Origin of the sequence: Streptomyces sp. NPDC085946 (assembly GCF_044540485.1) — a bacterium.
Classification (GTDB): Bacteria; Actinomycetota; Actinomycetes; order Streptomycetales; family Streptomycetaceae; genus Streptomyces.
The window spans coordinates 511,945-531,871 of record NZ_JBITSF010000001.1 but is presented as its reverse complement, the minus strand read 5'-3'; the positions used below and the strand labels follow the sequence as shown (position 1 = coordinate 531,871).

Below are 19,927 nucleotides of genomic sequence, written 5' to 3'. Positions count from 1 at the left end.
GCGGCACCGGGGTGCCGTCGTGGCCGTGCGCGGCGCGGCGGCACCCCCGCGTTCAGTCGAGATAGCCCCGGAGCTGGTCCGCGAAGGCGTGGTCGCGCAGCTTGTTGAGGGTCTTGGACTCGATCTGCCGGATGCGCTCCCGGGTGACGCCGAAGATGCGGCCTATCTCCTCCAGGGTGCGGGGGCGGCCGTCGTCCAGCCCGTAGCGGAGCTGGACCACCTTGCGCTCGCGCTCGCCGAGGGTGGAGAGCACCACGTCCAGGTGCTCCCTGAGCAGCAGGAACGCCGCCGACTCCACCGGGCTGGCCGCGTCGCCGTCCTCGATCAGGTCGCCGAGCGCCACGTCGTCCTCCTCGCCGACCGGGGCGTGCAGCGACACCGGCTCCTGCGCCAGGCGCAGCACCTCGCTCACCCGCTCCGGGGGCAGGTCGAGGTGGGCGGCGACCTCCTGGGGGGTCGGCTCGTGCCCGCGTTCCTGGAGCATGCGGCGCTGGACGCGGACGACGCGGTTGATGAGTTCGACGACGTGCACGGGCACCCGGATGGTGCGGGCCTGGTCGGCCAGCGCCCGGGACATGGCCTGCCGGATCCACCAGGTGGCGTACGTGGAGAACTTGTAGCCGCGGGCGTAGTCGAACTTCTCGACGGCCCGGATGAGCCCGAGGTTGCCCTCCTGGACGAGGTCGAGCATGGTCAGGCCGCGGCCGACGTACCGCTTGGCCACGGAGACGACCAGCCGCAGGTTGGCCTCGATCAGGCGGCGTTTGGCCATGCGGCCCATGACGACGAGCCGGTCCAGGTCGGAGGCGAGCTCGCTGTCCAGGTCGGGCGTGTTCAGGAGCTTCTCCTCGGCGAACAGGCCGGCCTCGACGCGGCGGGCGAGTTCGACCTCCTCGGCCGCGGTGAGCAGGGGGATGCGGCCGATCTCCCGCAGGTACTGGCGGAACAGGTCCGCGGCGGGGCCGCCGGTCTCGGGGCGGGCGGGCGGCGCGACGGCGGGCTCGGCGGGTTCGGCGGCGTCCGGGGCCTCGGCCGGGGGGTCCTCCGGCTCGGGCGGGTCCTCGGGCCGCGCCTCGGGGTGGTTCTCGAGGTGGTGCGCGACACGGCTCTGCGCGGGGACCGCGACGAGAACGTCCGCCTCCGCGTCCGGCTCCGTACCGTCCGTACTGATGTCGGTCTCGACGAGGGTCTGGGTCTGCACGGGGGCGACCTCCAGGATGATCGCTGCTGAGGCGTGCGGCAGCGGTACTTCGGGGGCGGAGCGGGCGGCCTCGCCGCTGTCCGTCCGTACGCGATGAGCGGAACGGCGGGATTCGGGGATCCGCAGGGACGGACCGGCCGCGCTCCGAGGACTCAGGCACCGGACCCAGTGTGGGGTACGACACATCGCCGCCACGAGGGGCGTGCGGTGACTTTTTGCGTCCGGTGCGTGACCGCACGGTTACTCTCACCGGACGAGTGGGCAGCCCGGCGGAGACCAAACCGCTTGAATCCCGAACCGACGGGGCGTCAGAGAGCGGCCGCGCCGTGCTCCCGCAGGGCCTGGTCGTACTGCTGGAGGACCCACAGCTCGTTCTGCACGGCGGCGAGCCGGGCCGGGTCGCCGTGCGAGCCCAGGCGGGTGAGCTGGCTCTGGATGTCGCGCACCCGGCGCTCGACGGCCCGGCGGCGGACGGTGACCAACTGGGCGCCCGCGTAGGTCGCGTCGACCTCCTTCACGCCCCGGTGCAGCATGATCGCCTCGACCGCGAGCTCGGTGACCATGGCCCGGACGGTGTCGTCGGGGGCGGCCTCGCGGACCCGCACCAGGTAGTCCTGCGGGTCCCGGATGCCGGACTCGGCGCCGCCCGCGTCCGCGACGGCCTGGCGGACCGCCGCGTAGGGCGGGGCGGTGAACTCGTCGACGCCGTACGCGTCGAAGGCCGGGGAGACCAGCTCCGGCCGCTGGAGCGCCAGCTTGAGCAGTTCGCGCTCGGTGGCGTGGACGGGGTTGCGGAGGTTGAGCGCCGGGCCGCGCGGGGCGGCCTGGGCGGGGGCGGCGTACCCCTGGGCGGCGCGCTGGTGCTGCGCGGGCGCCGGGCCGTGGCTGCCGCGCTCGCGGGCCCAACGGGCCAGCTGCGCCACCCGCTTGACGACGAACTGGGTGTCGAGGATGCCGAGCATGCCGGCGAGCTGGACGGCGACCTCGTGCTGGGCGCCGCTGTTCTTGATGCGGGCGACGACCGGGGCGGCCTCGTCGAGGGCGGCGGCGCGGCCCGCCGGGGTGTCCAGGTCGTAGCGGCCCACGATCTGGCGCAGGGCGAACTCGAAGAGCGGGGTGCGGGGTTGGACCAGGTCGGCGACGGCCTCGTCGCCCTTGGCGAGCCGGAGGTCGCAGGGGTCCATGCCGTCGGGGGCGATGGCGATGTAGGTCTCGGCGGCGAACTTCTGGTCGTCCTCGAAGGCGCGCAGGGCCGCCTTCTGGCCGGCGGCGTCGCCGTCGAATGTGAAGATCACGCGCGCGCTGCCGTTGTCCATCAGCAGGCGGCGCAGGATCTTGATGTGGTCGCCGCCGAAGGCCGTGCCGCAGGTGGCGATGGCGGTGGTGACGCCGGCCAGGTGGCAGGCCATGACGTCGGTGTAGCCCTCGACGACGACCGCGCGGGAGGTCTTGGCGATCTCCTTCTTCGCCAGGTCGATGCCGTAGAGCACCTGGCTCTTCTTGTAGATCGCCGTTTCGGGCGTGTTGAGGTACTTCGGGCCGTTGTCCGCCTCGTACAGCTTGCGGGCGCCGAAGCCGACGACGTCGCCGCCGATGTCCCGGATGGGCCACATCAGGCGGCCGCGGAAGCGGTCGATGGGGCCGCGGCGGCCCTCCTGGGAGAGGCCGGAGAGGATCAGCTCCTTGTCGCTGAAGCCCTTGCCGCGCAGGTAGCGGGTGAGGTGGTCCCAGCCCTGCGGGCTGTAGCCGACGCCGAAGTGGAGGGCGGCGGCCTGGTCGAAGCCGCGCTCGGCGAGGAAGACCCGGCCGGTGTCGGCCTCGGCGGAGGTCGCGAGCTGCTCCGCGTACCACTCGGCGGCGATCTTGTGGGCCTCGACCAGGCGGATGCGCTCGCCGCGCTGGTGGGTGGGGTTGTACCCGCCCTCCTCGTACCGCAGGGTGATGCCGGCCTGGCCGGCGAGGCGCTCGACCGCCTCGGAGAAGGAGAGGTGGTCGATCTTCATCACGAACGTGATGGTGTCGCCGCCCTCCTGGCAGCCGAAGCAGTGGAAGAGCCCCTTGGCCGGGCTGACCTGGAAGGACGGCGACTTCTCGTCGTGGAACGGGCACAGTCCCTTGAGGTTGCCGCCGCCCGCGTTGCGCAGCTGGAGGTACTCGGACACCACGGCGTCGATCGGGACCGCGTCCCGTACCGCCTTCACGTCCTCGTCGTTGATCCGTCCTGCCACGCGTGAATTCTACGGGGCCGGTGCGACACTCCCGCCGGGCTACGGGGCCACGCGGTCCAGCGGGACGTGCGGGTCCGCCAGCGCCTCGGTGTCCACCGGGGTGCGGGAGCGGATCAGCCGCTGGATCCGGTCCGTGACGTCCCACACGTTCACGTTCATCCCGGCCAGCACCCGCCGCTCCCTCACCCAGAACGCGATGAACTCCCGCTTGCCCGCGTCCCCCCGGATCACCACCTCGTCGTAGCTGCCCGGGGGCGCCCAGCCGGAGTACTCCATGCCCAGGTCGTACTGGTCGGAGAAGAAGTAGGGCACCCGGTCGTACGTCACCTCGCGGCCCAGCATCGCGCGGGCCGCCGCCGGGCCGCCGTTCAGCGCGTTGGCCCAGTGCTCGACGCGCAGCCGGGTGCCGAAGAGGGGGTGCGGGAAGGACACGACGTCGCCCGCGGCGTGGATGTCGGGGTCGGAGGTGCACAGCCGCTCGTCGACGACGATGCCGCCGCCGGACGCCCGGTCGGCGGTCTCCAGACCGGCCGCCTCGGCGAGGCCGGTGCGCGGCGCGGCGCCGATGGCGGCCAGCACGGCGTGCGCGGGGTGCTCCTCGCCGTCGTCGGTGCGGGCCGCCAGCACCACGCCGTCCTGGCCGACGATCTCGGTGAGCCGCAGGCCGAAGTGGAAGCGGACGCCGCGCTCGCGGTGCAGCTCGGTGAAGAGCTGGCCCAGCTCGGGGCCGAGCACCGCGTGCAGGGGGGTCGGCTCGGGCTCGACGACGGTGACCTCGGCGCCGTACTCGCGGGCCGCCGCGGCGACCTCCAGGCCGATCCAGCCGGCGCCGGCGATCACCAGGTGGCCGTTGTCCCGGCCGAGGGAGGTCAGGACCTGCTTGAGGCGCTCGGCGTGGGCGAGCCGGCGCAGGTGGTGGACGCCCGCCAGGCCGGTGCCGGGCACGTCCAGGCGGCGGGGTTCGGCGCCGGTCGCCAGCAGCAGCTTGTCGTAGCGCACGAGGGTGCCGTCCTCGCCGAAGCGGACCGTCTTCGCCGTCCGGTCGATCGCGTCGACGGTCTGGCCGAGGTGCAGCTCGACGTCGTTGCGCGCGTACCAGGCGGGCTCGTGCACGAAGACGCTGTCGCGGCCCTCCTTGCCGAGCAGGTAGCCCTTGGACAGGGGCGGACGCTCGTAGGGGTGGTCGCGTTCGTCGCAGATCAGTATCACGCGGCCGGTGAAGCCCTCCGTCCGGAGCGTCTCGGCCGCCTTCGCGCCGGCCAGGCCGCCTCCGACGATGACGAATGTCTGATCCGCGTCGACCACTTGTTGCCTCCTCGTCAGGGTGCCGCCACTTGCGAGCGTCCCGCACGGAGCGTGATGCGGGAAGAGGGAGTGGCCCGATCAGGCCACGCAGGGTCACGATCGGGCGTGCTGCCGTCCCTCCCGCCCCGAGGGCCCCGGCGGTGTCACGTCCGTGGGGTCACGCGCCGCCCGTCCGTCTCACCGGTGCTCCGTCAGACGGGCGTGCAGCGAGCGGGCGGAGACGTCGGTCAGCGACGCGATCTGGTCGACGACCACGCGCTTGCGGGCGCGGTCGTCCGGGGCCCGGTCGAACAGGGCGCGGAACTGCGGGTCCAGGCCGTCGGGGGCGCGGGCGGTGAGCGCCTCGGCGAGCTCCAGCACCACGATCCGCTGGTCGGCGCGGAGCCGCTCCTGCTCGGCGCGCTGCATGACGTACCGGTCGGCGACCGCCTTGAGCACCGCGCACTCCATGCGGGTCGCGCGCGGGACGACGAGTTCGGCGGTGTAGCGGGTGAGCCGGCCGTCGCCGTACGCGGCCCGCGTGGCGCCCTCGGCGGCCAGGCAGAAGCGGCCGATGAGCTGGCTGGTGGCGTCCTTCAGGCGGGCCTGGGCGACGGCCGTGCCGTCGTAGCCGTGCGGCCACCACTCCTGGTCCAGGAGGCGGTCCAGGGCCGCGGCGAGTTCGGCGGGGTCGGTGTCCGCGGGGACGTAGCGGCCGACGGCGACCGCGAAGATCTCCCGGCGTTCGGGGTCGGCCTGGAGGCAGTTGGGGTCGATGTGGCCGGCGTGCAGGCCGTCCTCCACGTCGTGCACCGAGTAGGCCACGTCGTCGGACCAGTCCATGACCTGCGCCTCGAAGCAGGTGCGGGTGCCGGGGGCGTCCTTGCGGAGCCAGTCGAAGACCGGGCGGTCGTCCTCGTACACGCCGAACTTCGCCGAGGCCGGGTCGGTGGGGTGGGCGCCGCGCGGCCAGGGGTACTTGGTGGCGGCGTCGAGGACGGCGCGGGTGAGGTTGAGGCCGACGCTGGCGAGGTCGCCCGAGGCGGGGTCGGTGACGAACCGCTTGGGTTCGATGCGGGTGAGCAGGCGCAGGGACTGGGCGTTGCCCTCGAAGCCGCCGCAGTCCGCCGCGAACTCGTTCAGCGCCTGTTCGCCGTTGTGGCCGAAGGGCGGGTGGCCGAGGTCGTGGGAGAGGCAGGCGGCCTCGACGAGGTCCGGGTCGCAGCCGAGGGCGGCGCCGAGTTCGCGGCCGACCTGGGCGCACTCCAGAGAGTGGGTGAGGCGGGTGCGGGGGCTGGCGTCCCAGGCGGGGCCCAGGGTGCCGGGCGTGACGACCTGGGTCTTGCCGGCGAGGCGGCGCAGGGCGGCGGAGTGCAGGACGCGGGCGCGGTCGCGCTGGAAGGCGGTGCGGCCGGGGCGTTTGTCGGGTTCTGCGGCCCAGCGTTCCACTGACGTGGGGTCGTAGCCGGTGAGGGGTGCGGTGCCTTCCATGTCTCGACAGTAAGGGCAGGGGGTGACAATCCGGTGCCGCTGCGTGTGCCGGGCGGGGGTTTCGGGCGGGTGCGGGTGCGGGTGCGTGCCCGGCTCGGCGCGCGGTTCCCCGTGCCCCTGGGGTGAGCGGGCGGGTGCGGGTGGGTGTGTGGCTCGGCGCGCGGTTCCCCGTGCCCCTTCCGGGGCGTCGTCCCCGCCGATGTCGTCAGGCCGAGGCCAGCGCCGGGGTGGTGGCCGCCGGGGTCCGGAGGGTCCGGTCGTAGCGGTGCAGGAGGAGGCGGGCCATCGCCGGGTGGGTGCCCAGGGGGGCCGAGGCGATCCAGGGGGCGGCCTCGGCGCACTCGGTGGCGAAGCGGCCGGGGGCGGTGAAGTAGGAGGCGACGGCGACGCGGTGGCGGCCCCGGGCGGCCAGGGCGCGGACGGCCTCGGGGACCGTGGGGGCGGCGGCGGAGGCGTACGCGGGGACGACGGGGACGCCGAGGCGGCCGGCCAGGAGGCGGGCGGTGCGGCCGGTGTCGACGCGGGACTCGGGGTCGCGGGAGCCGGCGGCGGCGAGGACGACCGCGCCCGTGCGGCGCACGTCCCCCTCGGCGCCGTCGGTGCCCAGGGGCCAGCCCGCCTCGGCCAGCCGGGCGTGCAGGGCGTCGACGAGCAGCGGGTGCGGGCCGAGCGGGGCGGCCAGGCGCGTGCGGGCCCGGGCGGCGGCGGCCATCTCCGGGATGTCCTGCTTGACGTGGTAGCCGCGGCTGAGCAGCAGCGGTACGAGCACCGCCTCGGCCTCCCCCAGGGCGGCGAGCGTGTCCGGCAGCAGCGGCTCGTTCAGCTCGATGTGGCCGAGGCGCACGGGCAGGCCGGGGCGCAGCGCGCGCACCCGGTCCAGGAGCGCGCCGACGGTGCTCAGCGCGCGCGGGTCGCGGCTGCCGTGCGCGACGACGACGAGGGCGGGCGGGGCCGGGCGGCGGCCGTGGAGCGGGGAGACACGGCCGGGCCGGGCGCTGATCCGCTGCATGAGGTCCGCCGTACGGTCGGGGGTGCTGTTCGTCGCCTTCATGGACCGATGGTGGCGGCGGCACGTTGCCTTCCCGTTGCACGGGAATGACGGGTGTTTTCCGGAGGTTCACGGTGGGGCGCCCGGGGGGTGTGAGGCGGTGTGACCTGCGGTTTCACCGTCCGGAGTGAAGACCGTCACGGGGGCGAGGGGGAACCGGGGGCCCCGCCGGGGCGTTCTTCGGGGGCGAGAGCCGACCGGGGAGGGGGCGTCCGATGCGCCGTTGGAGAGCCGTGCGGCCGCGGTTGCCGCGCACCCGTGCCGGGCAGCGGCGGCTGGTGCAGGCCGTCATGGCCGGGTGCGCGCTGGCCCTGCTGCCGGCGGCCTGGACGCACGCGGTGGCGGACGGCCGGCTGCGCACCACGGCCGACGTGCCGCGCACGGAGGTGGCGGTGGTGTTCGGCGCGGGCCTGTGGGCCGGGGAGCCGTCGCCGTACCTGGCGCACCGCCTGGACGCGGCGGCGGAGCTGTACCGCGCCGGGCGGATCGAGGTGGTCCTGGTCACCGGCGACAACAGCCGGGAGGACTACGACGAGCCCGACGCGATGCGCGCCTACCTGACCGGGCGGGGCGTCCCCGACGCGCGGATCGTCAGCGACTACGCCGGCTTCGACACCTGGGACTCCTGCGTGCGCGCCAGGAAGATCTTCGGCGTGGACCGGGCGGTGCTGATCAGCCAGGGCTTCCACATCCGGCGGGCGGTGGCGCTGTGCGAGACCGCGGGCGTGACGTCGTACGGCGTCGGGGTCGACGACCGGCACGACGCCACCTGGTACTACGGCGGGGTGCGGGAGGTGGTCGCGGCGGGCAAGGCCGTCTTCGACGCGGTGGCCCGGCCCGATCCCCGTTTCCTCGGGCCGCGGGAGCCGGGGGTGGAGCGGGCGCTGGCCGCCGCGGCCCGCTGACACGCGTCCCCGCCCGGGGCGGCGGCCCGCGCGCCGCCCGGACGCGGCGGTGCCTCACGCCGGACCCGCGGTGGCGGGGAGGTCCCCGTGCCGGTCGTGTAACAGGGGACCGTCGCGCGCGTAACACGGCGGAAGCACGCTGGGCCGCATGCAGCAGACCACCGTGACGCCCACGCACTGCCCGTACTGCGCCCTGCAGTGCGGAATGAACCTCACGCCCCTGCAGGACGGGGGTGTCGCGGTGGTCGAGCGGCCGGACTTCCCGGTGAACCGGGGCGCGCTGTGCGGCAAGGGCCGTACGGCGCCGGAGGTGCTGTCCTCCCGGGCGCGGCTGACCTCGCCGCTGGTCCGCTCCGGGGGCGCGCTGGTGCCCGCCTCCTGGGAGGAGGCGCTGGACCGGATCGCCGGGGCGCTGTCCCGTACCCGCGCGGAGCACGGCCCGGACGCGGTCGGGGTGTTCGGCGGGGGCGGGCTGACGAACGAGAAGGCGTACGCGCTGGGCAAGTTCGCGCGGGTCGTGCTGGGCACCTCGCAGATCGACTACAACGGCCGGTTCTGCATGTCGTCGTCGGCGGCCGCCGGGACGAAGGCGTTCGGGCTGGACCGCGGCCTGCCGTTCCCGCTGGAGGACATTCCGCGGACGGGCTGCGTGATCCTGGTCGGCTCCAACCCCGCGGAGACGATGCCGCCGTCGCTGCGCTTCCTCACCGAGCTCAAGGAGAACGGCGGCACGCTGATCGTGGTGGACCCGCGGCGCACGCGGACCGCCGAGCAGGCCGACCTGCACCTGGCGCCCAGACCCGGCACCGACCTGGCGCTCGCGCTGGGCCTGCTGCACCTGGTGGTCGCCGAGGGCCGCACGGACGAGGCGTACATCGCCGAGCGCACGGCCGGCTGGGAGGAGGCCCGGGCGGCGGCGATGGCGCACTGGCCGGAGTACGTGGAGCGGATCACCGGGGTGCCCGTCCCCCGGCTCCGGGAAGCGGTGCGGCTGTTCTGCGAGCCGGAGCACGCCATGGTGCTCACCGCGCGCGGGCCCGAGCAGCAGTCCAAGGGCACCGACACGGTGAACGCGTGGATCAACCTGTGCCTGGCCACCGGCCGGGCGGGCCGCCCGCTGTCCGGGTACGGCTGCCTGACCGGGCAGGGCAACGGGCAGGGCGGGCGCGAACACGGCCAGAAGGCCGACCAGTTGCCCGGGTACCGCAAGCTGACGGACCCGGCGGCGCGGCGGCACGTGGCCGAGGTGTGGGGCGTGGACCCGGACAGCCTGCCGGGGCCGGGGCGCAGCGCCTACGAGCTGCTGGACGCGCTGGGCACGGACATCAGGTCGCTGCTGGTGATGGGCTCCAACCCGGTGGTGTCGGCGCCGCGCGCCGGGCACGTCGAGGAGCGGCTGGGGTCCCTGGACTTCCTCGCGGTGTGCGACGTGGTGCTGTCGGAGACGGCGGCGCTCGCGGACGTCGTCCTGCCGGTCACCCAGTGGGCGGAGGAGACCGGCACCATGACCAACCTGGAGGGCCGGGTGCTGCTGCGCCGGCAGGCCCTCACGCCGCCCGGGGGCGTGCACAGCGACCTGTACGTGCTGCACGAGCTGGCCGCCCGGCTCGGCGTGGAGAAGGGCTTCCCCACCGACCCGGAGGAGGTCTTCGAGGAGCTGCGCCGGGCGAGCGCGGGGGGCCTCGCGGACTACTCGGGGATCACCTACCGCCGGCTCGCCGAGGAGAACGGGGTGTTCTGGCCGTGCCCGGCCCCGGCGCGGCCGCTCGACGAGGGCGAGGACGCCGCCGTCGACGGGCCGCTGCCCGACGACCCCGCCCAGGACGTCCCGGAGCCGCACCCGGGCACCCCGCGCCTGTTCCTGGACCGGTTCGCCACGCAGGACGGCCGGGCCCGGTTCGTGCCCGTCTCGCACCGGCCGATCGCCGAGGAACCGGACGACGAGTACCCGCTGCTGCTGACCACCGGGCGGGTCGTGGCGCACTACCAGTCCGGCGCCCAGACCCGGCGCGTGGACGAGCTGAACGCCGCCGCGCCCGGCCCGTTCGTGGAGCTGCACCCGCGGCTGGCGGCGCGGCTCGGGGCGGCCGAGGGCGATCCGGTGGCCGTGGTGTCCCGGCGGGGCCGGGCCGTGGCCCCGGCGCGGATCACCACCGCCATCCGGCCCGACACGGTCTTCATGCCCTTCCACTGGCCGGGCGAGGGCCGCGCCAACACGCTCACCAACCCCGCGCTGGACCCGACCTCGCGGATGCCGGAGTTCAAGGCGTGCGCGGTGCGGGTGGAGGCGGTGGCCCCACAATCGTCCGTGTGAGCGTTTCCCCCGTCCCGCCCCCGCTCCCGTTCTTCGTCTACGGCACCCTGCGCCCGGGCGAGGTCAACCACGGCCTCTTCCTGCGCGGCCGCACCCGCTCCGAGGAGCCGGGGCGGCTGCGGGGCGCGGTGCTGTACGACGGGCCCGGCTATCCGTACGCCGTCGAGGAGCCGGGCGGGGTGGTGAGCGGGGAGCTGGTCACCGCGCGGCCGGAGGCGTACGCCGGCCTGCTGGCCGAGCTGGACCTGCTGGAGGAGTACGTGCCGGGGTCGCCGCACAGCCTCTACGAGCGGGTCGCCCGGGACGTGGTCCGCGACGCGGACGGCCGGGCGGTGCGGGCCTGGGTGTACGTCGCCGCGCCGGCCGTCGCCGCCCGGCTGCGGTCCCGGGGGAGGCCGATCGAGGGCGGCGACTGGCGGTCGCGGCGGCCCGCGCGCTGAGGACGGCCGTACGGGACCCCCGCGGCGCGGGACGCCGGCCGGGCCGGGCCGCGCGCGGGGCGGTCAGCCGGCGTACGGCCACCTCGCGCGGGCCGTGCGCGGTGCCCGCGCCCGCCGGGCGAGCCGGTCGGGCATCGCTCCGGCCGCCGCGTCCGGGCCCGAGGGGTCGCGCGGGCGGTCCTCGTCGTCGGAGGCGGCGCCGGCGTCGTGGAAGGAGACGGTGTCGCGGATCGTCACGGCGTGCGGTGCGGCGAAGACCCGCCGCGGGTGCTCGGCGGCCCGCGGGCCGCCGGCCGGTCCGCCGTGGGAGACGGTGGGAGACGAGGGCGACGGGCTCGGCGCGCCACTCGGCGGAGTGCCGGTCGATGAGGTTCTTCAGCCCGCCGGGAAGAAGTGGTCGTACTCCGGGGTGAGGACGACGAAGGCGTCCGCGCGCTGCGGCCCGGGCGTGATCCGGGCCGGAGAGGCGGTCGGCCCGGGGGTCCGGGCGAAGGAGGTGGGCAGGTCGGCCCGGCGACGTCCACGACGTCGGGGACCGGGTCGTCGCGCTCCCCGGGCGGTCGAGGAGCCGGTCGGCGACGACGGGCCCGAAGCGGCCGTGGCGGTCGCCGCCGAGGACGACGGTCACGCGGAGGGCGTCGGCCGCTGTCTTCGTGCGCCACGGCCCCGTACCCCGACTTCGCTCGGGGTCGAGCTCCGCCGCGCCCGGCCGGTCACCCGTTCACAGCCGCCCGCCCCGGGATTCCGCGACACGCCCGCCGCACGCCGGTGACCTGCCCGAACGGCGGCGGGGAGGGGTGCGGACCGGACCGCCCGACACCCGTTCAGCCCCTCTCTGACGCCCCCTCAGGAAGCGGTGGCGCGCCGCTGCCCCTTTCCTCGGAAGGGCAGGGGCACGACCGAACAGCTCGACAGCTCGACAGCTCGAAGGAGCACCGATGCGACGTACCGTCCGGCCGCTGACCGGTACCGCTCTCGCCGTCGCCGCCGCGGGTCTCCTCGCCGCGCCCGCGTACGGAGCCGGCACCGGCGACCTGGAGGTGTACCCGTCCTCCGTCGTCCCGGGCGGGCTGGTCACCGTGACCACGGCCGCGTGCCGCGACGACGGCACGGCGGCGGGCGACGCCAGCGCCGTGGGGGCCGGTTCGTTCGCGCTGGCCCCCGGCGGCGAGCGGGACGTGACCGGCAGGTTCGAGGTCCCGCCGGGCGCGCAGCCGGGGACGTACGAGATCGTCGCGACGTGCTCCGGGGGCGGCGGGCCGGTCACGGGCGACCTGGTGGTCACGCTGACGGCCCCGCGCGAACAGGTGTACCCCAGAGGAAGCGTGAAGACGGGGGTCGGCGGCGCCCTGGGCCCCGACCCCGTGCAGACCGCGGCCGGTGTGACGGCCCTGGCCGTCGCCGCCGCGGGCGGTACCTGGCTCCTGCATCGCCGGGCGAGAGGCGACGGGATCTGACGGGCACCCTCCGCTGTCCGTCCACCGGTACCGCATGTCCCCTCCCCCTCCGGGTCCGACGCCCCTCGCGGCCCGGAGGGGGGCACGGGGGTCCGGCCACGGGAAGGGTTGGGGAGAGGCGCCATGCGCGGGTTGTGCAGGTCCCGTCGCACCGCGGGGAACGCGGCGATAGCCGCCGTCACCGCGTTCGCCCTGTGCTGCGGGGTGTGGCTGCTGGGCAGCGGCGCCCGGACGCACGCGCCGCCGCAGCCGTCGGCGGCCCAGGCGGGCGCCGGGCTGGACGGCCGCGGGCCCGCGGCGCCCGCGCTGCCGCCCTCGCCGCCCGACCGCATCCGCATCCCCGCGATCCGGGTGGACGCCCCGCTGACCGGCCTCGGGCTGACCCGCACCGGCAGCCTCGACGTCCCGCCGGCCGCGCGGCCGGACCTCGCCGGCTGGTACGAGGCGGGCACCACCCCCGGCGAGCGGGGCACCGCGATCGTCGCCGGCCACGTCGACAACGCCGACGGCCCGGCCGTCTTCTACTCCCTCGGCGCCCTGCGCAAGGGCCACCGCATCGAGGTGGACCGGCGGGACGGCTCCGTCGCCGTCTTCACCGTGCACGCCGTCGAGGTGTACGACGCGCGGGACTTCCCCGACACGACGGTGTACGGGGCGGCCGGGCGGCCGGAACTGCGGGTCATCACCTGCGGCGGCGGCTACTCACGTACCACGGGCTACCAGGGCAACGTCGTCGTCTTCGCGCACCTGACGGACACCCGCTGAGCCCCGGCCGGGCAGGTCGCCGGCGCCCGTCGCGGCCGTGCCCTCCCCGGCGTCCGCCGCACCGAGCACGTGTTCCCGCCCCCACGCCCCGAGCGGCTCCAGCGCGCGGTTGAGGGCGGCGCCCCGGGGGGTGAGGGAGTACTCGACGCGGGGCGGCACCTCGTCGTACTCCTCGCGGTGCACGATGCCGTCGGCCTCCAGCTCCCGCAGGTGCGAGGCGAGGACCTTCTCGGTGACGCCGGGCAGCTCCCGGCGCAGTTCACCGAAGCGGCACGGCCGCACCGACAGCGCCCACAGGATGAGCACCTTCCACTTGCCGCCGATCACGTCCATCGCCGCGTCGACCCCGCACACGTACGCCCCCGGCCGCCGTACCGCCGCCATGCCCGGCCCCCGTCCCTCCGTCTGCCTGGATGCTTCCCCCGGAGTAACCACCCACTTCGAAGTACGTACTTGAGCAGGCACCTCTCCGGCGGCGAGCCTGGTCGCCATGAGTGACAACGTCCTTTCCCCCAGCTCTGTTTCCGCCGGCTCCGTCTCCCCCGCGCCCGTCACCGTCCTCGGCGCCGGGGCCATGGGCACCGCCCTGGTCCGCGCCTGGCGCGCGGCCGGCCACCCGGTGACCGTCTGGAACCGCACCCCGGCCCGCGCCGAGGCGCTCGCCGCCGAGGGCGCCACGGTCGCCCGCACCGCCGCCGAGGCGGTCGCCGCGAACCGGCTCGTCGTCGCCTGCCTGCTCGACGACGCCACCGTCGGCGCGGCCCTCGAGGACGCCGGCCTGGCCGGGCGGGACCTGGTGAACCTCACCACCGGCACGCCCGCGCAGGCCCGGGCCCGCGCCGCCTGGGCCGAGGCGCGCGGCGCCCGCTTCCTGGACGGCGGGATCATGGCCGTCCCGCCGATGATCGGGACCCCCGGGTCCGGCGCGTACGTCCTCTACAGCGGCTCCCGCGCGCTCTTCGAGGAGCACCGCGCCGCGCTCGCCGTGCCGGCCGGCACCCGCTGGGTGGGCGCGGACCCGGGCTTCGCCGCCCTGCACGACGTGGCGCTGCTGAGCGCGATGAGCGGCATGTTCGCGGGCGTGGCGCACGCCTTCGCGCTGATCCGCCGGGAGGACGTCGCCCCGAAGGACTTCGCGCCGCTGCTCGCCTCCTGGCTGACCGCGATGGCGCCCCACGTCCACACGGCCGCCGACCAGCTGGAGAGCGGCGACTACGGCAGGGGCGTGGTCTCGAACCTGGCGATGCAGGTGGCGGGCGGCGCCACGCTGCTGCGGACCGCCGAGGAGCAGGGCGTCAGCGCGGAGCTGCTGACGCCGTACCTGCGCCTGTTGGAGCGGTGGCTGGCCGAGGGACACGGGGCGGAGGACACCACCGGGGTGGTCGAACTGCTCGACCTGCGGCGGGACGGGGCCCGGTCCTAGGCGAGCCACTGCTCGTACGCCAGGTTCGCGACGAGCGCGAAGACCACCGTCAGGAGCACGATCCGCACGAAGCGGCTGCCCTGCTTCAGGGCCGTGCGGGCGCCGAGCGTGCCGCCCGCGAGGTTGAACACGGCCATCAGGGCCGCCAGTTGCCACAGCACGGCGCCCTGCCAGGCGAACGTGGCGAGGGCGCCCGCGTTGGTGCAGCAGTTGACGATCTTGGCGGTGGCGGAGGCGGCCACCAGGTCCAGGTGCAGCACGGCGGTGAGCGCCAGCACGAGGAAGGTGCCGGTGCCGGGGCCGACGAGCCCGTCGTAGAAGCCGATGCCGAGGCCCGCCAGGCCGATCGCCGCGAGGACCTGGCGGCGGGTGGCCGGGCCGGGGGCGGGGGCCGTGCCGAAGGCGGGGCGCAGGATCACGAAGGCGGCGACCGCGAGCAGCACCACCATGATCACCGGCTTGAGGACCTCCGTGCTCATGCCGGCCGCGAAGAAGGCCCCGGCGGACGATCCGGCCAGGGCGGCCAGCCCGATGCGCACGGCCGTCCGCACGTCCACCGGGGCCCTGCGGGCGTAGGTCACCGCGGCGCCCGTGGTGCCGACGATGGCGACGGCCTTGTTGGTGCCGAGCGCGTGCGCGGCCGGGGTGCCGGCGGGCAGGCCCAGCAGCAGGGCGGGCAGCAGCAGGAGCCCGCCGCCGCCGACCACGGCGTCGATCCACCCGGCGGCGAGGGCCGCGAGGCACAGCAGGGCGACCACGGTCAGCGGTATGTCGGGCATGGGCGCGACCCTAAGGACCGGATGCGTGCGCCGTCCAACCACTTGAGGTTCCGCTGAGGTGGGCGGTGTCGTAGACGATGGCGCGTGCACGGAACGCGGGGCCGGCGGCCGGGAACGGCCCGGGGCGGCCCGCCTCACAGCCCGCCCCGGGCCCGGGTCCCGAACCCTCACACCCACCCCCCTCCCCCGCTGAGGGCAGCGTTCCCGGTGGGAAACAGACGTGATGCCACCGGGTAACACCGGCACCGCACGCTCGGGAACATGACCTCGAACGAGCGTGTGGTGGTGATCGGCACCGGCCTCGCGGGCGTGCGTCTCGCCCGGCGGCTCGGTGAGCTCGGCACGCCCGCGACGCTGATCGGCGAGGAGGAGCACCGCCCGTACAACCGGGTGCTGCTCGCCGAGGTGCTGGCCGGGCGGTACAGCCCCGAGCTGATCGCCCTGCCGGCACCCGCCGACCTGGTCCGGGCCCGCGTCACCGGCATCGACCGCGCGCGGCGGACGGTGCGGTGCGCCGACGGCTCGGTGATCGCCTACGGCACCCTGGTCCTGGCCACCGGCTCCAACCCGGTCCTGCCGCCGCTGCGCGGCCTGTTCACGCCCGACCACGTGCTGCCCGAGGGCGTGCACGCCTTCCGCACCATGGACGACTGCCTGGGCCTGTCCAAGGCGGTCCGGCCGGGTGCGAAGGCCGTCGTCGTGGGCGGCGGGCTCCTCGGGGTCTCGGCGGCCCGGGCGCTGGCGGTGCGCGGCGCGCAGGTCGTCCTCGCCCAGCAGGCCGAGCGGCTGATGGAACGCCAGCTCGACCCGGCGGCCTCGCGGCTGGTCCGGCACCACCTGGCCGGCCTCGGCGTCGAGGTGCACACCGAGTGCCGGGTGCGCGACGTGCGCTGCGTCGGCGGCGCGGTCCGCTCGGTGGAGATGGCCGACGGGTACGCCCTCGACGCCGACCTCGTCGTCCTGGCCTGCGGCGTCCGCCCCCGGGTGGGCCTGGCCAGGGACGCGGGACTCGCCGTCCGCGAGGGCGTCCTCGTCGACGACGCGCTGCGCACCTCCGACCCGCACGTGCACGCCGTCGGCGACTGCGCCCAGCACCGGGGGACGGTGTACGGGCTCGCCGCCCCGGCGCTCGAACAGGCCGACGCGCTCGCCACGTTGCTCGCCGGTGACGCCGCGAGCCCGGCGGCCCGCTACACCGGCACCCGTTCCCTGACCCGGCTGACCCTCACGGGGGACGACAGCCCGTTCGACCTCGCCGCGTTCGGCGAGACCGAGGCGCGCCCGGGCGACGACGTCGTCCAGCTCGCCGACGCCACCCGCGGCACCTACCGCAAGGTCGTCGTCCGCGACGACCGCCTGGTCGGCGGGGTCCTCGTCGGCGAACTCGGCACCGTCGGCGCGCTGGCGCGCGCCTGGGAGGGAGCAGAGCCGCTCCCCGACGACGGCCCCCTGCTCCACCTGCTCACCAATGATGGAGGCTCCTGATGACGGCCACCCCGGGGACGAACCCCACGATCGTGCTCGTCGGCCACGGCATGGTCGGCCAGCGCTTCCTCGAAGCGCTCGCCGAGCGCGGCCTGACCGCCACGCACCGCGTGGTCGTGCTGTGCGAGGAGCCGCGTCCGGCGTACGACCGCGTCCAGCTCACCTCGTACTTCTCGGGGAAGACGCCCGAGGACCTCTCCGTGACCGACATGGGGTTCATCGCGGAGCACGGCATCGAGCTGCACGTCGGCGACCCGGCCGAGCACATCGACCGCGCGGCGAGGAGGGTGACGGCCCGTTCGGGTCTCGTCGTCGACTACGACGTCCTGGTGCTGGCCACCGGCTCCTACCCGTTCGTGCCGCCGGTGCCGAACAAGGACGCCGCCGGCTGCTTCGTCTACCGCACGATCGAGGACCTGCTCGCGATCGAGGAGTACGCGAAGACGGCCCGGGTCGGCGCGGTGGTCGGCGGCGGCCTGCTCGGCCTGGAGGCCGCGGGCGCGCTCCAGGGCCTGGGGGTCGAGACGCACATCGTGGAGTTCGCGCCGCGGCTGATGCCGGTGCAGGTCGACGAGGGCGGCGGCGCCGCGCTGCTGCGCACGATCACGGACATGGGCCTGACGGTCCACTGCGGCACGGGCACGCAGGAGATCGTGACCGGCGAGGACGGCGCGGTCACCGGCATGCGGCTGTCCGACGGGTCCGAGATCGGCACCGACATGGTGATCTTCTCCGCCGGTGTCCGCCCCCGCGACCAGCTGGCCCGCGACTGCGGCCTGACGGTCGGCGAGCGCGGCGGCATCGCGGTCGACGAGCAGTGCCGCACGGTCGCCGACCCGCACGTGTTCGCGATCGGCGAGTGCGCGCTGGCGGCGGACGGCCGGGTGTACGGCCTGGTGGCGCCGGGCTACGAGCAGGCCGAGACGGCCGCCGCCACGATCGCCGCGGACGAGGCCGCGTTCACCGGGGCCGACCTGTCCACCAAGCTGAAGCTGCTCGGCGTGGACGTGGCGTCCTTCGGCGACGCGCACGGCACCACCGCGGACTGCCTGGAGGTGGTCTACTCCGACTCCCGCGCGGGCCTGTACAAGAAGCTGGTCATCGGCCGCGACGGCACGCTGCTCGGCGGCATCCTGGTCGGCGACGCGGAGGCGTACGGCACGCTGAAGGCCTTCACCGGCTCGGTCCCGCCGGTCTCCCCCGAGTCGCTGGTGCTGCCCGCCGGCGCCGGCGAGTCCGTCCAGCTCGGCCCATCCGCGCTGCCGGACGAGGCGATCGTCTGCTCCTGCCACAACGTCTCCAAGGGCACGATCCGCGGCGCGGTCACCGACCACCAGTGCACGACCGTGCCCGAGGTGAAGAAGTGCACCAAGGCCGGCACCGGCTGCGGCTCCTGCGTCAAGGTGCTCGGCCAGCTCGTCAACGCCGAGCTGGAGGCGAACGGCGTCGTCGTCGACAAGGGCCTGTGCGGCTGCTTCGGGCAGACCCGCGAGGAGCTGTACGAGATCGTCCTGGCGCTGCGCATCTCCTCCTACCAGGACCTGCTGGACCGCTACGGCCGCGAGGAGGCCCGCGGCGGCGACGGCTGCGAGGTCTGCAAGCCGACCGTCGCCTCGATCATCGCCTCCCTCGCCCCGGCGATCGGCGCGAGCGGCTACGTCCTGGACGGCGAGCAGGCCGCGCTCCAGGAGACCAACGACCACTTCCTGGCCAACCTGCAGAAGAACGGCTCGTACTCGGTCGTGCCCCGCATCCCCGGCGGCGAGATCGCCCCGGAGAAGCTGATCGTGATCGGCGAGATCGCCCGCGACTTCGGCCTCTACACGAAGATCACCGGCGGCCAGCGGATCGACATGTTCGGCGCCCGCGTCGAGCAGCTGCCGCTGATCTGGGCCCGCCTGGTGGACGCCGGCTTCGAGTCCGGCCACGCCTACGGCAAGTCGCTGCGCACGGTGAAGTCCTGCGTCGGGCAGACCTGGTGCCGTTACGGCGTCCAGGACTCGGTGCGCATGGCGATCGACCTGGAGCTGCGCTACCGGGGCCTGCGCTCCCCGCACAAGCTGAAGTCGGGCGTCTCCGGCTGCCAGCGCGAGTGCGCCGAGGCCCAGGCGAAGGACTTCGGCGTGATCGCCACCGCCAACGGCTGGAACCTGTACGTCGGCGGCAACGGCGGCGCGACCCCGCGCCACGCGGACCTGCTCGCGCAGGACCTCTCGGACGGCGAGCTGATCCGCCTGATCGACCGGTTCCTGATGTTCTACATCCGCACCGCCGACCGGCTGGAGCGCACCTCCACCTGGCTGGAGCGGATCCCGGGCGGCCTGGAGCACGTGCGGGACGTCGTGGTGAACGACTCGCTCGGCATCGGCGAGGAGCTGGAGGCGCTGATGGCCGCCCACGTCGCGCACTACCGCGACGAGTGGGCCGAGACCGTCAACGACCCCGAGAAGCTCGCCCGGTTCGTGTCCTTCGTGAACGCCCCCGACACCCCGGACCCGGTCGTCGCCTTCGTCCCCGAGCGGGACCAGATGAAGCCCGACCTGCCGCTGCTGTCCATCGGCATGCGGCCGACCGGATCCAAGGAAGCCGCCCTGGAAGGAAGCGCCCAGCGATGACCCTGGCTCTCGAGACCACCGATCTGAAGGTCGAACTCCGCCTGGAGGACGACTGGTTCCCGGTCTGCGACCTCAGCGCGCTGCTCCCCGGCCGCGGGGTGGCCGCCCTGCTTCCGGACGGCCGCCAGGTGGCCCTCTTCCGCGACCGCAACGGCACGCTGTACGCCATCGACAACCGCGACCCGTTCACCGGCGCGGCCGTCCTCTCCCGCGGCCTGACCGGCTCCCGCCAGGGCCGCCCGTTCGTGGCCTCGCCGCTGCTGAAGCAGCGCTTCGACCTGGCCACCGGGCAGTGCCTGGACGACGAGGCGGTGCGGGTGACGACGTACGAGGTGCGCGCCTCGTAACGGGCCGTACCACCGAGCACGCGAAGGCGCCCCCCGGAGGGGGCGCCTTCGCGCGTCGGGGGCGCCCCGCCGGCTGTCGGATCGCTGTCGGTCCGGCGGATCCCGCGCGCCGCACCGGGCGGTCCGCGTTTGAATGAGGCGTACG

The 19,927-nt window shown here is 75.1% G+C and carries 15 protein-coding genes and 2 pseudogenes; 9 read left to right on the top strand and 8 right to left on the bottom strand.

The window, feature by feature from the left end; translation table 11 throughout:
• Positions 1-52: 52 nt before the first annotated feature.
• The 5 genes and pseudogenes from ACIF8T_RS02290 to ACIF8T_RS02270 form a co-directional block, all read right to left on the bottom strand.
• Positions 53-1,361: pseudogene (locus ACIF8T_RS02290) on the bottom strand (RNA polymerase sigma factor).
• Between the two features lie 148 nt (positions 1,362-1,509).
• Positions 1,510-3,429 (bottom strand): DNA primase, encoded by a 1,920-nt coding sequence (dnaG, locus tag ACIF8T_RS02285; protein ID WP_400030238.1) that lies wholly within the window; start codon positions 3,427-3,429, stop codon positions 1,510-1,512.
• 39 nt (positions 3,430-3,468) lie between these two features.
• Positions 3,469-4,734 (bottom strand): NAD(P)/FAD-dependent oxidoreductase, encoded by a 1,266-nt coding sequence (locus ACIF8T_RS02280; RefSeq protein ID WP_400030236.1) that lies wholly within the window; start codon positions 4,732-4,734, stop codon positions 3,469-3,471.
• 177 nt (positions 4,735-4,911) lie between these two features.
• Positions 4,912-6,204: a deoxyguanosinetriphosphate triphosphohydrolase gene (locus ACIF8T_RS02275; RefSeq protein WP_400030234.1), complete on the bottom strand. Its 1,293-nt coding sequence runs from the start codon at positions 6,202-6,204 to the stop codon at positions 4,912-4,914.
• A 205-nt stretch (positions 6,205-6,409) separates the two neighbouring features.
• Entirely contained in the window at positions 6,410-7,213 is an 804-nt protein-coding gene (locus ACIF8T_RS02270; protein WP_400031463.1) for a sirohydrochlorin chelatase, read from the bottom strand.
• Positions 7,214-7,467: 254 nt separating this feature from the next.
• Between ACIF8T_RS02270 and ACIF8T_RS02265 the strand changes: the two genes are divergently transcribed.
• The 3 genes from ACIF8T_RS02265 to ACIF8T_RS02255 all read left to right on the top strand — a co-directional run bounded on the left by ACIF8T_RS02265 (position 7,468) and on the right by ACIF8T_RS02255 (position 10,911).
• A complete protein-coding gene (locus tag ACIF8T_RS02265; RefSeq protein WP_400030232.1) occupies positions 7,468-8,157 on the top strand; it encodes a vancomycin high temperature exclusion protein in 690 nt (229 codons plus the stop codon).
• 148 nt (positions 8,158-8,305) lie between these two features.
• Positions 8,306-10,471, top strand: a complete 2,166-nt coding sequence (locus ACIF8T_RS02260; RefSeq protein ID WP_400030230.1) for a molybdopterin oxidoreductase family protein — start codon at positions 8,306-8,308, stop codon at positions 10,469-10,471.
• Positions 10,468-10,911 carry a gamma-glutamylcyclotransferase family protein gene (locus ACIF8T_RS02255; protein WP_400030228.1) on the top strand — a complete coding sequence of 148 codons (444 nt, stop codon included), beginning with the start codon at positions 10,468-10,470 and terminating at the stop codon, positions 10,909-10,911. Before ACIF8T_RS02260 ends, ACIF8T_RS02255 begins: the two co-directional genes overlap by 4 nt.
• Before the next feature lie 63 nt (positions 10,912-10,974).
• Here the strand turns inward: ACIF8T_RS02255 and ACIF8T_RS02250 are convergent.
• A pseudogene (locus ACIF8T_RS02250) lies at positions 10,975-11,539 on the bottom strand (NADPH-dependent FMN reductase).
• A 310-nt stretch (positions 11,540-11,849) separates the two neighbouring features.
• Here ACIF8T_RS02250 and ACIF8T_RS02245 point away from each other — a divergent pair.
• Both ACIF8T_RS02245 and ACIF8T_RS02240 read left to right on the top strand, forming a co-directional pair.
• Positions 11,850-12,368 (top strand): hypothetical protein, encoded by a 519-nt coding sequence (locus ACIF8T_RS02245; protein ID WP_400030226.1) that lies wholly within the window; start codon positions 11,850-11,852, stop codon positions 12,366-12,368.
• A 123-nt stretch (positions 12,369-12,491) separates the two neighbouring features.
• Complete coding sequence (locus tag ACIF8T_RS02240; protein ID WP_400030224.1) at positions 12,492-13,133, top strand: class F sortase; 642 nt, start codon at positions 12,492-12,494, stop codon at positions 13,131-13,133.
• Here the strand turns inward: ACIF8T_RS02240 and ACIF8T_RS02235 are convergent.
• Positions 13,071-13,517 (bottom strand): winged helix-turn-helix transcriptional regulator, encoded by a 447-nt coding sequence (locus ACIF8T_RS02235; protein WP_400030222.1) that lies wholly within the window; start codon positions 13,515-13,517, stop codon positions 13,071-13,073. The genes ACIF8T_RS02240 and ACIF8T_RS02235 overlap by 63 nt on opposite strands.
• A 106-nt stretch (positions 13,518-13,623) precedes the next feature.
• Here ACIF8T_RS02235 and ACIF8T_RS02230 point away from each other — a divergent pair, with 106 nt between their 5' ends.
• The gene (locus ACIF8T_RS02230; protein WP_400030220.1) at positions 13,624-14,556 is read left to right on the top strand and encodes an NAD(P)-dependent oxidoreductase; all 933 of its coding nucleotides are present in this window, start codon (positions 13,624-13,626) and stop codon (positions 14,554-14,556) included.
• On the opposite strand, the gene ACIF8T_RS02225 is transcribed toward ACIF8T_RS02230, so the two are convergent.
• Complete coding sequence (locus tag ACIF8T_RS02225; RefSeq protein WP_400030218.1) at positions 14,553-15,335, bottom strand: sulfite exporter TauE/SafE family protein; 783 nt, start codon at positions 15,333-15,335, stop codon at positions 14,553-14,555. The two genes, ACIF8T_RS02230 and ACIF8T_RS02225, sit on opposite strands and share 4 nt — an antisense overlap.
• A gap of 261 nt (positions 15,336-15,596) precedes the next feature.
• On the opposite strand from ACIF8T_RS02225, the gene ACIF8T_RS02220 reads away from it, so the two are divergent.
• Genes ACIF8T_RS02220 through nirD form a run of 3 tightly spaced genes read left to right on the top strand, consistent with a single transcriptional unit; the run spans position 15,597 to position 19,782 of the window.
• On the top strand, positions 15,597-16,820 hold the full coding sequence (locus tag ACIF8T_RS02220; RefSeq protein ID WP_400030216.1) for an NAD(P)/FAD-dependent oxidoreductase: 1,224 nt from the start codon (positions 15,597-15,599) through the stop codon (positions 16,818-16,820).
• Positions 16,820-19,435: a nitrite reductase large subunit NirB gene (gene nirB / locus ACIF8T_RS02215; RefSeq protein WP_400030214.1), complete on the top strand. Its 2,616-nt coding sequence runs from the start codon at positions 16,820-16,822 to the stop codon at positions 19,433-19,435. Before ACIF8T_RS02220 ends, nirB begins: the two co-directional genes overlap by 1 nt.
• Positions 19,432-19,782, top strand: a complete 351-nt coding sequence (gene nirD, locus ACIF8T_RS02210) for a nitrite reductase small subunit NirD (protein WP_400030212.1) — start codon at positions 19,432-19,434, stop codon at positions 19,780-19,782. Before nirB ends, nirD begins: the two co-directional genes overlap by 4 nt.
• The last annotated feature ends 145 nt before the right edge of the window (positions 19,783-19,927 follow it).

Bases quoted from the DNA above. Each gene is read 5' to 3' on its own strand.
- ACIF8T_RS02265 (WP_400030232.1), top strand. From the start codon at position 7,468: ATGCGCCGTTGGAGAGCCGTGCGGCCGCGGTTGCCGCGCACCCGTGCC.
- ACIF8T_RS02220 (WP_400030216.1), top strand. From the start codon at position 15,597: ATGACCTCGAACGAGCGTGTGGTGGTGATCGGCACCGGCCTCGCGGGC.
- ACIF8T_RS02260 (WP_400030230.1), top strand. From the start codon at position 8,306: ATGCAGCAGACCACCGTGACGCCCACGCACTGCCCGTACTGCGCCCTG.
- nirB (WP_400030214.1), top strand. From the start codon at position 16,820: ATGACGGCCACCCCGGGGACGAACCCCACGATCGTGCTCGTCGGCCAC.
- ACIF8T_RS02270 (WP_400031463.1), bottom strand. From the start codon at position 7,213: ATGCAGCGGATCAGCGCCCGGCCCGGCCGTGTCTCCCCGCTCCACGGC.
- ACIF8T_RS02225 (WP_400030218.1), bottom strand. From the start codon at position 15,335: ATGCCCGACATACCGCTGACCGTGGTCGCCCTGCTGTGCCTCGCGGCC.
- ACIF8T_RS02230 (WP_400030220.1), top strand. From the start codon at position 13,624: ATGAGTGACAACGTCCTTTCCCCCAGCTCTGTTTCCGCCGGCTCCGTC.
- ACIF8T_RS02235 (WP_400030222.1), bottom strand. From the start codon at position 13,517: ATGGCGGCGGTACGGCGGCCGGGGGCGTACGTGTGCGGGGTCGACGCG.
- ACIF8T_RS02240 (WP_400030224.1), top strand. From the start codon at position 12,492: ATGCGCGGGTTGTGCAGGTCCCGTCGCACCGCGGGGAACGCGGCGATA.
- ACIF8T_RS02245 (WP_400030226.1), top strand. From the start codon at position 11,850: ATGCGACGTACCGTCCGGCCGCTGACCGGTACCGCTCTCGCCGTCGCC.
- ACIF8T_RS02275 (WP_400030234.1), bottom strand. From the start codon at position 6,204: ATGGAAGGCACCGCACCCCTCACCGGCTACGACCCCACGTCAGTGGAA.
- nirD (WP_400030212.1), top strand. From the start codon at position 19,432: ATGACCCTGGCTCTCGAGACCACCGATCTGAAGGTCGAACTCCGCCTG.